This window comes from Pedobacter sp. (assembly GCF_965279535.1).
Taxonomy (GTDB): Bacteria; Bacteroidota; Bacteroidia; order Sphingobacteriales; family Sphingobacteriaceae; genus Pedobacter.
Genome location: NZ_OZ257244.1, coordinates 4,444,973 through 4,460,150 on the forward strand (window position 1 = coordinate 4,444,973; position 15,178 = coordinate 4,460,150).

The following is a 15,178-nucleotide window of genomic DNA, read 5'->3' on the forward strand; positions in this document are numbered from 1 at the left end:
ATTTTTGATTGCTTAATACTAGGTGAAACGGAGCTTGTAGCCATGCCTAACGAATTAGTTAACAAACTTTCCCCATACTCATCCCGAAACAACTATTATTGGACGAAATTTTGGCTATTTGGCATTACGAAGCCTCAGAGCGATCTATTTTGACAAGAATTCCCTCGGCTGAAGCTTGATTTGAAAGGTTGATGACCAATAATGGTAATAGTCTGAATTTAGTGCGACTTCGTTGTATAGCCAGCTACTTTGGCATGTGCATCGAAACCCTGAGTAGAATTGGAAACAAAATAGTAAAAGAAAGAATAACCGCATAACACTGGTCAATCTTCGTTTAAAATCTCTATGCTTTTGTAAAATTATAAATCTACTTAAAAGGGATTTATCTCTACTGATTTTAGCTTTTTTTATACTAAAATAGATAATTTCCGCACCGCAAATGATCCAAAATAACAGGCTTAATACATGATTTTTAATTGAACAAAAACTGAATAGCTGGGTTATACTTTGTTATTATAACGAATAAACTGAATAAATGCCTCAAATCATTTAGCATTGAGGGTTTTTGAACCCTAAAATTTGTTATGTATGTTTTGTTTTACAATTGGGTATTTGGGTTGGGGTTTTGGGTGTATTTTTTATTCATGTCTTCTATAATATATTTGCCACAAGGTTGGCCAACCTGGGCGTTCCCTGAAAAGCCATAAAAAAGAGTAAGGAATAATCTTTAAAATCCCAAATTATGAAAAATTTAGATTTAAAAAACCTTGGCGTTCAAGAAATGAATGCATCAGAAATGACCCAAATCGAAGGCGGTGGTCCACTTAACGATTTATTAGGTGGTCTTTTAACTTCAGTAGTAGGTACAGTAAACGGTGTTTCAACTGATTTATCTACTTTCTTAAACAAGACTATTGCTAACGTTGTGAAACTAGTTTCAAACTTATAGAAAAACATTGCGGTTTTTGCTTCCTAACCAGAAACAAAAACCGCTTTTTCGTTTAGTCCATGGCATTACCCACATATAACGCGGATACGGTTTCTACCCTTTCACTGGTTTACAGATCGCAGATCGGTAAATCAACCCGGCTTATATATGTGGCAACTTTAGCACTAATTGTTCTGGTGCTTCTTAGTCTTCCTTTTATTTATATTCCCATTAACGTTAAAAGTGGCGGGTTACTTCAGTCTTCCATAGAGAAAACTGCGCTGAGCGTCCCTGTGGGTGGACGATTAACTGATTTGAAGATTGCTGATAATCAAAAACTTAAAGCTGGCGATACTTTGTTAATCATCGATGCAGCCTTACCCAAGCAACAAACTTCTTTGGTGCAGAGCCGCCAAACACAAGTTAACCAGTTTTTAGGCGATATCTCCGAGCTTCTGGCCAGGATTAGCCGGGGAGGAAGAACTCCAGATCTTCAAACTGGCCAGTATAATGCGGCCTGGCAACAATATGTGCAGGAACTGGAAAATGCCCGTATTGTTAGGAAACAGGCAGAAAATACTTTCAGACGTTACAGTACGCTTTACCAAAATAAGGTGCTTACTGCAGCCGAATATGAAAAATATAAATTTGAACTTGATCAGGCTAAATCAGCCTACTTAATGATAATAACCAAATATAAAACCAAATGGCAAACTGAAGCCAATGAATTTCGTAATGAACTTAACCAGCTCTCCGGCGAGCAGATTGAATTAAATGAGCAAAAGAAACAGTATATTTTGCGTGCTCCAATTTCTGGCTCTATCCAAAATTTAACCGGAATACAAAAAGGGGGATATGTATTTGCCAATCAGAAGTTGGCAGAAATTTCTCCTGACACCAACCTAACTGCATTCTGCTATATAAAGCCCTCAGATATTGGTTTAATTCAGGTTGGACAGGAGGTGAGGTTCCAGATTGATGCCTTTAACTACAATCAATGGGGTTTGGCTAAAGGAAAAGTTATTGATGTATCTGATGATATCATTCTTTTGAAAGACAATGTACCAGCATTTAAAGTTAAGTGCAGCCTTACCGATAAGCATCTGACACTGAAAAATGGTTACAAAGGATACCTTAAAAAAGGAATGAACTTTACAGCACGCTTTAGTGTTGCCAAACGCAGTCTGTATCAACTTTTATATGATCAGGTAGATGATTGGGTAAATCCTAATATTGCTTCCAAGACTGAATAGCGCATGAGTATCAAAATCAAACAAAGGGATATTACCGACTGTGGGGCAAGCTGCCTGGCCTCTATTGCTGCCCATTACCAGCTTAGTCTTCCTGTAGCACGGATCCGTCAGTTTGCCGGAACGGATCAGCGCGGGACTACGGTATTAGGTATTGTTGAAGCCGCCCAGAAGTTGGGCTTCGAAGCTAAAGGTGTAAAAGGTACTTTTGATAGTCTGTTTAAAATCCCCACTCCGGCAGTAGCTCACATCATTTTAAACGGCATTATCCAGCATTATGTTGTTATCTATAAAGTTAATGCTAAGTATATCGAGGTAATGGATCCCATTGACGGGCAATTACACCGCAAAAGCCATGAAGCCTTTAAAGCAGAATGGACAGGCGCTTTGGTATTGCTTTTGCCTGCAGAGGAATTTCAGGCTGGAGACGAAAAAACCAGTATTCAGAGTCGTTTCTGGAATTTGATTAAACCTCATAAAAATATTCTTCTTCAAGCGCTGCTAGGCGCAATTATTTATACCATTCTTGGTTTGTCTACTTCAGTGTTTGTTCAGAAACTGGTAGACTTTGTTTTGGTAGATGGCAATCACAACCTGCTCAACCTCATGGGCGTAGCCATGATCTTCGTGCTCATTATTCAAATCTTCATCGGCACTGCCAAAACCATTTTCACACTTAAAACCGGGCAAATGATTGATGCACAATTGATTCTCGGTTATTACAAGCACCTGCTTAAATTACCGCAACAATTCTTTGATACTATGCGGGTAGGAGAGATTATCTCCCGGATTAATGATGCCGTAAAAATCAGAACGTTCTTAAACGATGTAAGCGTAAACTTCCTGGTTAACGTGTTTATTGTGTTTTTCTCCTTTGTGATGATGTTCAGCTACTATTGGAAGCTGGCCTTCATTATGCTTACTGTAATTCCGCTTTATTCTTTAATTTATTACGTTACCGATAAGCTGAATAAGAAAGCGCAGAGGCAGCTGATGGAAGAATCGGCTGATCTCGAATCTCAATTGGTAGAAAGTTTAACAGCTGTGGGAACTATTAAAAGATTCGGACTGGAAGATCATACTAACGAAAAAACTGAGGTCCGTTTTGTAAAACTCTTGCAAACGGGTTTCAGATCTAACCTCAACTATGTGTTTTCTGGTACTTCTTCAGAGTTTATCTCCCGATTGCTCACCATTGTGTTGTTGTGGGTGGGTGCAGGCTATGTAATGGAGAGTAAAATTACCCCAGGTGAACTGTTGTCTTTTTACACCCTTATCGGTTATTTTACTGGTCCGGTTTCCTCACTGATCGGTATGAATAGAACGGTGCAGGATGCAGTAATTGCGGCAGATCGTTTGTTTGAAATTATGGATCTGGAAAGAGAAAAGGATGAAAACCAGATAGATCTTTCCGTTGATCAAATTGGTGACATTACTTTCGAAAAGGTAACCTTTAGATATGGTACCCGCGCGCCAGTATTCACCGAACTGAACCTGCACATTCCCAAAGCTAAGTTTACAGCTATTGTGGGTGAAAGTGGTTCAGGGAAATCTACACTAATGTCTATCGTGCAGCATATTTATACCGTCCAGGAGGGGCGGGTAAGTATTGGCGCTTACGACTTAAAATATATCAGCAATGCTTCATTGCGTAGGTTGATCGCGGTAGTGCCACAGCAGATCGATCTCTTTGCGGGCAATGTAATTGATAACATTGCCGTTGGCGATGATCAGCCTGACATGCAGCGCATTATTCAAATAGCTACCCAGTTGGGTATGATCGATTTTATCGAAGCATTACCCAAAGGTTTTCAGACTTATCTCGGGGAGCGTGGTGCTTCCTTATCAGGCGGGCAACGCCAGCGCATTGCTATTGCCAGGGCATTATACCGTAATCCTGAAATTCTCATTCTCGATGAAGCAACCTCTTCATTGGATTCTGCATCTGAAAAGTACGTGCAGAAAACCATCGAACTCTTAAAAGCAGAAAATAAAACCATTATTGTAATTGCCCATCGCTTGAGTACCCTTAACCAGGCCGATAAAATTATTGTACTGGATAAAGGTAAGGTTATTGAAGAAGGGAAACATCAGGAGCTATTGTTTAATCCAACTTCGGCGTATACCAATCTCTGGAAATTACAAGGGATCGGATCGTAGTAATTCTTCAACAGCTGGAAACGCAAAGGTTTGACCAGAAAAGACCGCAATGCTTTTCAATACTTCGTTCTTGGCCAGGTTAGCAGTCTGTGAAATTGTGCTTTTAAATGCACCTAAACAGTTACAAGATAAAAATTGAGCTCTGTTTTTGTCATGAAGACATATGAAAACATAAATGCCTCCAATGGTTTGTCAATAAAACCTAGTCTTGATGGTTAATACATGGGGTACAGGTCGATTAAATATTCAGTTTCACAACCTGTAACATACAATCTTCAGTCCATTAGGCTACTGCTAACTTATCTGCTTCTATTTCTTTAAGTAAGCTGTGGATGTCATTCCAGTGATTAATTCTTTTGTGATGATTCTTGTTTACATTGTGAAATGCTGTAAACATGATTGCCTTGCCTTTGCAGAAATCCAGGTTCTTGCAATGGTCATCAATCAGGTAGTTGGTATCAATGATACTTTTATCTCCGCAGAAGATAATATTTCTCCAGCTGATAAAAGGGAAGTGCTCAGAAAGCCATTCGCGTTTTTCAAATAGAGATAATGGAAATTCCATTGCAGCAGATACGATGTAAACTTCATATTCTTCCATTAGTTTTTTTACAGCTTCAATCGCGCCTGGCATAACGGGTAGTGTTCTAAAGAAGCCTGCCTGATGGAAAATTTTCTTTGCCAGTTCAGGGTCGGCTATTACTTCCTCCTCTGATAGCCCTTTAATGTCATCTCTCGTCATCAGTATGCCTGTTTCCCTTTCATATGCTTTTAACATATGATCCTCAATATCGGCCAGTACGCCGTCCATATCAATTCCTATTGTTTTTTTCATGTATGCTTTATTTTGCAACAAATATCGTTAATATTGCAATATATTGCAATTAATTTTCGATATTAAATCTTATATTTGCAATATATTGCATTGTTATGGTAAAGGAAGAACGGCTACAAATTATCATCAGTACCTTAGAAAAAGACAATAAGGTTCGTTTAGATCAGCTGAGTACATTGCTTAATGTATCAGAAGATACGGTACGCCGCGACATTAAAGAGTTGGATAATCTCGGTTTACTCAGGGCCGTTAGGGGAGGAGCAATAGCGCGCTCACCAATACCTAAACATTATCGCGACCGGGAGCATTATAACCAACAGCACAAGCAAGCGATTGCAGTTAAAGCCTTGCGGTTTTTAAAGGATGGTCAGGTTGTATTTTTCGATGGCGGTACCTCTGTTACAGCATTGGCTGCACAGTTGCCTAAGGATTTAAAAATTACGGTTGTAACCAATAGCTTTCCTGTTGCCAATATTTTGGAGGATCATCCCAGTGTTGAAGTAATCTTTGCCGGAGGAAGATTGCAAAAAACAGCATTTACCACTGTTGGACAGGAGACCGTAGATACTTTTAAAAAAGTGAGGGCCGATATCTGCATGTTGGGAATCTGTAGCTTGCACCATGCCATCGGTATCACCTCTATGGTTTATGAAGATGCTCAGCTCAATAATATTATGATCGATCATGCGCAAAAAACGATAGCCCTGTCTACCCTGGAGAAAATCAATACCGTAGAGCCATTTTATGTTTGCCCGGTTGGCGATTTAGATGTGATCATTACAGAAGCTGATCCTGCTCATGCAGATTTAGAAGCATATAAAAAGTTAGGGATAGAGATTGTTTAGCAGATTGCGTGTGTAATCTATGTTTGAGTGAGTTATTATAACCCCCTTTAAAAAACAAAAGAGATACTCCATCCAGACGTATCTCTTTTTTCTAACCAAATATAAACCTGTTATGAGCCAGGCTTTGTCTTTAATCTCCTTTCTAAACTTTAAGCTTATCCGGGAAATGATTTATCTTTTTAATTGGTAATAAACTTCGTTCCGTTTATTACTCTACAAATATAGGAAAAAAAATGATAGTGTAAAAAATACACTAAGAAATTTTTAAGTATTTTTTTTGTCATTTTTTAAGAACGGCGCTTTTTATGAAGCATTCCGGATAAAAACAACTGATGCTACAAATATAGGGTTATTATTTTTTAGGTTATTGTTAAATATTGTCAAAATATAGTACGAAATATTCCTAAAATATAGGGCTTAAGTCTTTTTAGCTCAAATTTAATTAAATATTAACCTGTTTTTTGTGTTTTTTATCACGAGAAAACGGCTTTTTAACAAATAAATAGGTTGCTTAATGTTAAAATTATGTTAAATCAAACGTTTGTTTATTAGTGAAAAATATTTTTATAAATAAAAAAGGACTTCGATCGAAGTCCTTTTAGGTGTTTTTATGAAAAATAGGTTTTAAAACCCTATTCTTATTTTAAATTTCCGTAATATTCAACAAATTTAGCTAAAGCTGATGAATATCCCCACTCGTTATCGTACCAAGATACAACTTTAACGAAATTATCATTTAAAGAGATACCTGCTTTTGCATCAAAAATAGAAGCATGATCGTCTCCGATGAAGTCAGAAGAAACAACTTCGTCTTCAGTATAAGCCAATACACCTTTTAATTCACCTTCAGAAGCAGCTTTCATAGCCGCTTTGATTTGCTCATAAGTAGCAGGTTTTTCTAAACGTGCAGTTAAATCAACTACAGAAACGTCAGCCACAGGAACGCGGAATGACATACCAGTTAATTTACCTTTTAATTCAGGAAGTACCATGCCTACTGCTTTAGCAGCACCAGTTGATGAAGGGATGATATTAGAGAAACCACCACGGCCACCTCTCCAGTCTTTAGCAGAAGGACCATCAACAGTTTTTTGAGTTGCAGTTACCGCGTGGATTGTACTCATTAAACCTTCAACAATACCGAAGTTGTCGTTTAATACTTTAGCGATAGGTGCTAAACAGTTAGTAGTACAAGATGCATTTGAAACAATAGTTTGATCTGCAGTTAATTTATGGTGGTTTACACCCATTACATAAGTAGGGATGTCGCTATCTTTAGCAGGAGCAGAGAAAACTACTTTCTTAGCACCAGCAGCGATGTGTTTTTCTGCATCAGCACGGGTTAAAAATAAACCTGTTGATTCGATTACTACTTCAACACCTACAGCATCCCATTTAAGGTCAGCAGGGTTTCTTTCTGCAGTAACACGGATTGTTTTTCCATTTACTACTAAATTACCGTCAACAACTTCAATTGTACCATCGAATTTGCCGTGGGTAGTATCATATTTTAACATATAAGCCATGTAATCTGGCTCAATTAAGTCGTTAATTGCTACAATATCTAATCCTCTTTTCAAAGCAGCTCTGAAAACCAGTCTGCCGATACGGCCAAAGCCGTTTATTCCAATTTTGCTCATTGTTTGTTAATTTGTGTAATGTTTTAATAAATTTAGTATTGGTTCTTTTATAATGGTTTTAATCATTAATTGGTGCTTTTGTGCGGTTAGCTGAAGCCTTTCTTCTAGCTCGGCAGCAACTTTACCTACAAAATGCAGTTCTTCACCAGGATGCTTTTCCACAGTTGGAAGCACATAAAGTTGAAAATATTTTTCAAAACCCTCATCTATCAATTTGATGATAAACTCATGTTTTATGTTCTGTGTAATAAAATCAAAGAAAGAAGTTAAAAATATATTAGCCTGAGGCTTGTTGTAAATTCTTTCTAAAACCTGAGGGCGTTCTAGATTGTAATTTCTTACTAATTTGGTTTCCAGATCCTTGGGAAGTTTTTTGCTTAAAAAACTTTTTAAAAGCATCTTGCCGAAGTAGTTTGAAGAGCCTTCGTCTCCCAGGATATAACCTAGTCCAAAATTGTTTTTCTCTGGCTTTTTACCATCAAAATAGGCGCAATGTGAACCGCTTCCTAACATACCAACAATACCGGGTTTATCATAACAGGCTGCCTTAGCGGCGCCAAAAAGATCATTTTCTACCACTACTTTGCTGTATCTGAAAAAAGAGGAAAGCGTATCTGCTAGCTCTTCCTTTCTATCAGGAGATGTGGCTCCGGCTGCAAAGAAATAAATTTTCTTTATATTTTCTGCATTGTTTACCAGAACAATTTTCTTATTCAGTATCTGAAGGATGGTTTTGGGGTCAACAAAACAGGGGTTTATTCCTGCTGTGTTGCAATGTGCCACAACTTGTCCGTTTTGGGTTAATTTCCAAAATGCTGTTCTTGATCCGCTATAAACAACCGCTATCATATACTTATATAGATAGTACTTCGGTCATCTCCATTAAATCTGGCTCCAGTTTGAAAGAATGCGCTGTTAGGGCTTCTTTTATACTGGTTAGTTTAATCTCGTTTCCATGTAGTCCAACCATCATTTCTGTTTCTCCTGCAATAAGGGCATTTACAGCTGCAAAGCCTAAACGGCTACCCAAAATACGGTCGAAACTGCTTGGGCTTCCGCCACGTTGTAAATGTCCTAATATTGTCACCTTAGTATCGTAATGATCAAAGGTTTCTTTTACTTTCTTAGCAATATCGTAAGCACCGCCTTGTTTGTGCCCTTCAGCTACAATAACAATGCTCGACGATTTTTTAGTTGCCGCGCCTAATGCCAGTTTGTCAATTAACTCATTAACACTGGTTTCACGCTCGGGCAATAAAACGGCTTCTGCTCCACTGGCTATCGAACTTCTTAATGCAATACAGCCAGAATCACGACCCATTACTTCAATAAAGAACAAACGATCGTGTGCATCGGCAGTATCTCTGATTTTATCAATGGCATCAATTACCGTATTAATGGCGGTATCATATCCCAAAGTAAAGTCAGAACCTACTAAGTCATTATCAATAGTGCCCGGTATACCGATCACTTTCACTCCAAAGTTTTCTGAAAAACGTTTAGCTCCTGTAAAGGTACCATCTCCACCGATAACTACAAGGCCATCAATGTCGTTTTTCTTTAAATTATCGTACGCAATCTGCTGTCCCTCGTCGGTCTTAAATTCTAAACAGCGGGCTGTTTTCAGGATAGTCCCCCCTAAATGTAAAATATTACTTACAGAACGGGCGTCCATTGGTTTTATGTTATCGCTGATCAGTCCCTGGTAACCTTGCATCACACCAAACATGTTAATGCCATGGTATATTCCAGTACGAACAACTGCTCTGATTGCGGCATTCATTCCTGGGGCATCGCCTCCGGAAGTTAGTACAGCTATATTTTTAATATTTGGCTTCATCTTTATAGTACGAATATAGTGTGTAATTTTTACACTAAGTAATTTTTTTTATTTTTTTTACTTAATATTGAAAGTCATACCTTTATCGCTTAAAATAACTAAATTTTGCCTTGGAACAAATTTTACCTCATTTAGATTCAGTATTCTCGATAGATTGCGTTTTGTTTGGATTTGATGGTAAGGAACTCAAAATCCTGCTCATTGAAAGGAATGAAGAACCATTTAAAGACTGGTGGGCACTGCCCGGTAATATCGTTGGTCCTGACGAAAGTTTAGATCAATCGGCCTCTCGTATTTTGTATGAACTTACCGGACTACGGGGCATTTATATGGAACAGTATTATGCTTTTGGAGATCCGAACAGGCACCCTCAGGGCCGTGTAATTACATTGGCTTATTATGCATTAATTAGGTTGGGAGGGGATAAAGAGCTTCGTCCGATCAGTACCTATGCTAAACGGGCGAACTGGCTTCCGATAACTGATTTGCCTAAACTGGCTTTTGATCACCAAAAGATTTACGATAAGGGTTTAGAAAAAATCAAACGCAGAATTAAGCACCAGCCAATTGCTTTCGAGCTTCTACCAGAGAAATTTACGCTTACACAGTTACAGCATGTTTATGAATTGGTATTGGGCAAAAAACTCGATAAAAGGAATTTCAGAAAGAAAATTGTAAGCTTTGGTGTGCTTAAAGAACTTGATGAAAAACAAAAAGGTGTTTCTTATCGTGCAGCTACCTTATATAAATTTGATAAACGTAAATACGCCAAATTATTTGGTAAAGAAATATCTTTTTAATTTGAAAGCTTAAGAAGAAAGTTAAAAGTATAAATGAAATGCCTGGTTTGAAGCTCAAATCAGGCATTTTTTGTAGTTGGTTCATTTCCTAAACCTGAAAGTTCGTTTTGCAGCCAGCCTGGTATCAGAATAATATAAAAAGTGATCATGACATGCTAACTTATCTCATCTGATATGATTGGGAGAAATAATTGCGCAAAGATTGTGGCATTGGCGCCTTCACAACGGCGCGAACAAATTCATCATTAAGCAACAAACCCCGATGAATAAGATCGGGGTTTGTTGTTATATTGAGATAAAGCTTCTGGACTAAATACTCCAGAGTAAAAAAACTAACCTTTAGGCGCTAGCTCCAGATGGTAATGAACCAAATCATCTATAGGTGAACGGATAATTTTTCCAACACCCATTTCATAACGGTCGGCAACAATACTTAAGATATCGCGGAAGCTGTAACCTACAGAACCTACACAGTTCAATTTGTGATCTTTATAGTTTGGATAGTGAATAACCAAAGCTTCGAAGAATGCTGTAAAAGCATAATCAATCGTTGCAAAGGCATAATCTTCATAATTATCTTTAAAATCGTATAAAAATTTACTGAAACTTGCACAGAAACGATTGGGTAGAGGCTTGTTGTAAATGTTATCAAAGATATCTTCGTTGGTTAGGGCGTAGTTATCATAAAAAGCTTCTCTAAGGCCTTTGGGCATATAGCCTTTCATGTAATCGCTTAGGATACGTTTTCCAATAAATGAACCACTACCTTCATCACCTAAGAAATAACCTAAAGAATCGATGTTCATGGTAATATCATTTCCATCATAAAGGCAAGAATTGGTTCCTGTACCCAAAATTGCAGCAAAACCAGGCTCGTTACCTAATAAAGCTCTGCATGATGCCAATAGATCGTGGCCAACAAAAATCTCTGCATTGGTGAATACCTGAGTCATTGCATCAGCAACAATCTTCTTGTTGGCTGGAGTTGAACAACCGGCACCGTAATAATATACACCCGTTAATTTTTCCCTTTCCAAGTGGTCTGGAAGAGTTTCGTTCAATGATTTTACAATGTATTCTGTTTTGGAAAAATACGGGTTGTAACCTTCAGTGTTAAAGTAAATTTTTCTGCCGGCCTCGTTAATCAAGCACCAATTTGTTTTGGTTGATCCACCGTCTGCAATTACTATCATTTTATTTATTTTTGGTTTTAGCACGATAAAAGTATAAAAACTCTTATATTTTGTATCTTTTTTTTTAATAATTTTTTAACAATTTATTATCTTATAAAACCAAGTGTGTAAAAAATACACTATATATGGGGCTAAACACCCCTAAAAACCTTAAAATTATACCAGAAAAGGCATTAGTCTTTTTTTTAAACCTATAAATTATTTTACAATCGATAAGCAGATGAACAACCCTATTTTAGATTTTAGAAGTGATACGGTAACCAAGCCAAGTCCCGGAATGCTGGAAGCAATGATGATGGCAAAAGTGGGTGATGATGTTTTTGGTGAGGACGAAACTGTACATGCACTAGAAAAAAAACTGGCTGCTACTTTTAACAAGGAAGCCGGACTTTTCTGCCCATCAGGAACGATGACCAACCAAATCGGGATTAAGTGTTTTACGCAACCAATGGATGAGGTCATCTGCGATCAAACCGCCCATGTTTACCGGTATGAAATTGGAGGGATTGCTTATCACTCCGGAGCTTCAGTGAGGTTATTGTATGGGGAACGTGGTATTTTGACACCGGAATTGATTGAACCCGAAATTAATGAAGACAATATTCATTATCCCAACTCCAGTTTGGTGGTATTGGAAAACACAGTTAATAAAGGTGGGGGAAGTTGTTATACTTTAGCTCAAATTGCACCGATCCATCATTTATGCAATATAAAAGGTTTAAAACTCCACCTCGATGGAGCAAGGATTTTCAATGCACTGGTAGCCACGGGAGATAAGGCGGCCGATTATGGACAATACTTCGATGGAATCTCGGTATGTTTATCAAAAGGCCTGGGCGCACCGGTAGGCTCAGTTTTGTTGGGAAGTAAAGAAACCATTAGTAAGGCCAGGAAAATTAGAAAGGCTTTTGGTGGAGGCATGCGTCAGGCTGGATTTTTGGCCGCTGCGGGGATTTATGCGTTGGATAATCATGTTACCCGTTTAAAAGACGATCATGCTCATGCAAAAGCGTTAGCCCAGGCGCTATCACAAACCAAATATGTAAAATCAGTATTGCCTGTAGAAACCAATATTGTGGTATTCGAAGTAGCAGACGGCCAGGCACAAAAAATAGTTCATCATCTTAAAGAAAAGGGATTGCTTTGCAATACTACCAGTTCGAATACAATAAGGTTGGTAACCCATTTAGATCTTAGTGCTGCAATGATAGATCGTGCGATTGAAATAATATTACATTTGTAAGGGCTGGGGTGTTTAATTGCTTAATTGTTGAACTGTTTAATTGTGCCCACTGAAAACTGAAAACTGAAAACTGTGAACTGAAAACTGAAAACTGAAAACTGTGAACTGAAAACTGAAATACCATGTCTCAAAATTCTCAACCAGCATTCCCAATTACAAAAATTTTAGTGGCCAACCGTGGAGAAATTGCTTTACGTATTATGCGTTCGGCAAAAGAAATGGGTATCCGGACGGTAGCTGTTTTTTCAGAAGCAGACCGGAACGCGCTTCACGTACGGTATGCAGATGAAGCCATTTGTATTGGCCCTGCGGCTTCCAGTCAAAGTTATCTGGTAGGTGAAAATATTATTGCGGCCTGTAAGCAAACAGGGGCAGAGGCTATTCATCCTGGCTATGGCTTCCTTTCGGAAAATGCCATTTTTGCCGGGATGGTTGCCGAGGCTGGTTTGATATTGATTGGACCTTCTGCTGCGGCGATGGAGATAATGGGAAATAAACTTTCTGCAAAAGCAGCGGCTTTGAAATACCAGATTCCAATGGTTCCTGGAACTGAAGAAGCGGTTAAAGATGTAGCTGAAGCTAAAGAAAGAGCAGTGGAAGTAGGTTTTCCAATCCTCATTAAAGCAGCAGCAGGAGGTGGAGGGAAGGGCATGCGCATTGTAGAACGTGTTGAAGAATTTGAAGAGCAAATGCAATTGGCTGTAAGTGAGGCTACTTCTGCATTTGGCGACGGATCAGTTTTTATCGAACGATACGTAACTTCTCCAAGGCATATCGAAATTCAGATTATGGGCGACACTCATGGCCAGATTGTGCATTTGTTTGAAAGGGAATGTTCCGTTCAGCGCCGCCATCAAAAAGTGGTAGAAGAGGCACCCTCATCGGTGCTAACAGAAGAAATCAGAGCTAAAATGGGTCAATGTGCAGTAGATGTGGCCAGGTCTGTTAATTATACAGGTGCCGGTACTGTCGAATTTATACTCGATGAAAACCTGGATTTCTTTTTCCTGGAAATGAATACGCGTTTGCAGGTAGAGCATCCCGTTACCGAACTTATTACCGGAATTGATTTGGTAAAAGAACAAATTAGGGTTGCTGCAGGAGAAAAACTTAGCTTTAAACAAGAAGATTTAAAGATCAATGGACATGCAATTGAGCTCCGTGTTTATGCAGAAGATCCTAAAAATAATTTCCTGCCAGATATTGGTACCTTAAAAACTTATAAAACACCCAAGGGTAACGGAGTGAGGGTAGATGATGGTTTCGAACAGGGAATGGAAATTCCTATATATTACGATCCGATGATTGCTAAACTCATCACCTACGGAAAAGATAGAGAAGAGGCGATTGGCAGAATGTTGCGGGCAATTGAAGAATATGATATTACTGGGATAGAAACTACGCTGGGCTTTGGTAAATTTGTCATGCAGCATGATGCCTTTAAAACGGGAAATTTTGATACCCATTTTGTAGGTAAATATTTTAGCCCCGAATCGTTAAAGGCTGAAGATGAAACAGAGGCGCTGATTGCTGCTGTTATTGCTGCCCAATTATTTCAAAAGGAAAAACCTGCGGTTGGAGTAAGTCAAACAACAAATGGTGTCTCCAATTGGAAAAAAAACAGACAAAAATATTAATACAAGCGTAAAAATACAGCAATACATGTTTACCGGAATTATTGAAACACTTGGTCAAATTACGGCCATTAAGCACGACCATACCAACATTCATTTTACGATATCATCGGCTATTAGTCACGAATTAAAGATAGACCAGAGCGTTGCCCACAATGGGGTTTGCCTTACGGTTGTAGCTTTAGATGATAGTACACACACGGTTACGGCTATAGATGAGACATTGAATAAAACGAATCTGGGAGATTTAAAGGTTGGTAGCAAAATAAATTTAGAACGTTGTATGCAAATGAATGCCCGTTTAGACGGACATATAGTGCAAGGTCACGTAGATCAAACGGCTGTTTGTGTAAAGCGGGAAGCATTAGACGGCAGCTGGGAATACCGTTTTAAATATGATGGTTCTGCGGGTAATGTAACCGTAGAAAAAGGATCTGCTTGTGTAAATGGAATCAGCTTAACAGTTGTTAATTCTGAACCCGATGAATTTTCAGTTTTTATTATTCCTTACACTTTTGAACATACCAATTTACAAGAAGTTCAGGTTGGTGATACAGTCAATCTTGAATTTGATATCATTGGTAAATACGTAGCGAGATTAATGGGCGGGAAAAAGTAAAAAGTTGAAAGTGAAAAGTAAAAAGTTGAAAGTGAAAAGCTGAGATTGTGAGTTGGTTTTGCGAAGATTGGAATCCTAGAAACAACCTATCTTTAAATGAGCCACAGACTAATAGAGATTGCAGAGAAAAGCATGTGAAAACTATTTTTACACGTTAGAACTACGTTTATTTTCTCATAACAGTACAGGAT

The 15,178-nt window shown here is 38.3% G+C and carries 13 protein-coding genes; 8 read left to right on the forward strand and 5 right to left on the reverse strand.

Annotated features, from left to right (window positions below; translation table 11 throughout):
* The first annotated feature begins 742 nt into the window (after window positions 1-742).
* The 3 genes from ACQY77_RS18310 to ACQY77_RS18320 are packed head-to-tail and all read left to right on the forward strand — an operon-like array spanning window position 743 to window position 4,338.
* Window positions 743-949, forward strand: a complete 207-nt coding sequence (locus tag ACQY77_RS18310) for a hypothetical protein (protein WP_421940860.1) — start codon at window positions 743-745, stop codon at window positions 947-949.
* 59 nt (window positions 950-1,008) lie between these two features.
* Window positions 1,009-2,181 (forward strand): HlyD family secretion protein, encoded by a 1,173-nt coding sequence (locus ACQY77_RS18315; protein ID WP_421940859.1) that lies wholly within the window; start codon window positions 1,009-1,011, stop codon window positions 2,179-2,181.
* A 3-nt stretch (window positions 2,182-2,184) separates the two neighbouring features.
* Entirely contained in the window at window positions 2,185-4,338 is a 2,154-nt protein-coding gene (locus ACQY77_RS18320) for a peptidase domain-containing ABC transporter (RefSeq protein WP_421940858.1), read from the forward strand.
* Window positions 4,339-4,621: 283 nt separating this feature from the next.
* On the opposite strand, the gene ACQY77_RS18325 is transcribed toward ACQY77_RS18320, so the two are convergent.
* Window positions 4,622-5,173 (reverse strand): 5' nucleotidase, NT5C type, encoded by a 552-nt coding sequence (locus ACQY77_RS18325; RefSeq protein WP_421940857.1) that lies wholly within the window; start codon window positions 5,171-5,173, stop codon window positions 4,622-4,624.
* 95 nt (window positions 5,174-5,268) lie between these two features.
* On the opposite strand from ACQY77_RS18325, the gene ACQY77_RS18330 reads away from it, so the two are divergent.
* Window positions 5,269-6,018, forward strand: a complete 750-nt coding sequence (locus ACQY77_RS18330) for a DeoR/GlpR family DNA-binding transcription regulator (RefSeq protein ID WP_421940856.1) — start codon at window positions 5,269-5,271, stop codon at window positions 6,016-6,018.
* A 638-nt stretch (window positions 6,019-6,656) separates the two neighbouring features.
* On the opposite strand, the gene gap is transcribed toward ACQY77_RS18330, so the two are convergent.
* The 3 genes from gap to pfkA are packed head-to-tail and all read right to left on the reverse strand — an operon-like array spanning window position 6,657 to window position 9,498.
* Window positions 6,657-7,658, reverse strand: coding sequence for a type I glyceraldehyde-3-phosphate dehydrogenase (gap, locus tag ACQY77_RS18335; protein WP_421940855.1), 1,002 nt, complete (start codon window positions 7,656-7,658; stop codon window positions 6,657-6,659).
* Window positions 7,659-7,664: 6 nt separating this feature from the next.
* Window positions 7,665-8,507 (reverse strand): hypothetical protein, encoded by an 843-nt coding sequence (locus ACQY77_RS18340; RefSeq protein ID WP_421940854.1) that lies wholly within the window; start codon window positions 8,505-8,507, stop codon window positions 7,665-7,667.
* A 4-nt stretch (window positions 8,508-8,511) separates the two neighbouring features.
* Window positions 8,512-9,498 carry a 6-phosphofructokinase gene (gene pfkA / locus ACQY77_RS18345; RefSeq protein ID WP_421940853.1) on the reverse strand — a complete coding sequence of 329 codons (987 nt, stop codon included), beginning with the start codon at window positions 9,496-9,498 and terminating at the stop codon, window positions 8,512-8,514.
* A 110-nt stretch (window positions 9,499-9,608) separates the two neighbouring features.
* On the opposite strand from pfkA, the gene ACQY77_RS18350 reads away from it, so the two are divergent.
* Window positions 9,609-10,298 carry an NUDIX hydrolase gene (locus ACQY77_RS18350; protein WP_421940852.1) on the forward strand — a complete coding sequence of 230 codons (690 nt, stop codon included), beginning with the start codon at window positions 9,609-9,611 and terminating at the stop codon, window positions 10,296-10,298.
* 332 nt (window positions 10,299-10,630) lie between these two features.
* Here the strand turns inward: ACQY77_RS18350 and ACQY77_RS18355 are convergent, their stop codons facing one another.
* Window positions 10,631-11,491 carry a BadF/BadG/BcrA/BcrD ATPase family protein gene (locus ACQY77_RS18355; protein ID WP_421940851.1) on the reverse strand — a complete coding sequence of 287 codons (861 nt, stop codon included), beginning with the start codon at window positions 11,489-11,491 and terminating at the stop codon, window positions 10,631-10,633.
* Window positions 11,492-11,711: 220 nt separating this feature from the next.
* Between ACQY77_RS18355 and ACQY77_RS18360 the strand changes: the two genes are divergently transcribed.
* From ACQY77_RS18360 to ACQY77_RS18370, 3 genes are all read left to right on the forward strand, one after another.
* Entirely contained in the window at window positions 11,712-12,734 is a 1,023-nt protein-coding gene (locus ACQY77_RS18360; protein WP_421940850.1) for a threonine aldolase family protein, read from the forward strand.
* Between the two features lie 122 nt (window positions 12,735-12,856).
* A complete protein-coding gene (gene accC, locus ACQY77_RS18365; RefSeq protein ID WP_421940849.1) occupies window positions 12,857-14,371 on the forward strand; it encodes an acetyl-CoA carboxylase biotin carboxylase subunit in 1,515 nt (504 codons plus the stop codon).
* A gap of 25 nt (window positions 14,372-14,396) precedes the next feature.
* Window positions 14,397-14,987, forward strand: a complete 591-nt coding sequence (locus ACQY77_RS18370) for a riboflavin synthase (RefSeq protein WP_421940848.1) — start codon at window positions 14,397-14,399, stop codon at window positions 14,985-14,987.
* Window positions 14,988-15,178: the final 191 nt, after the last annotated feature.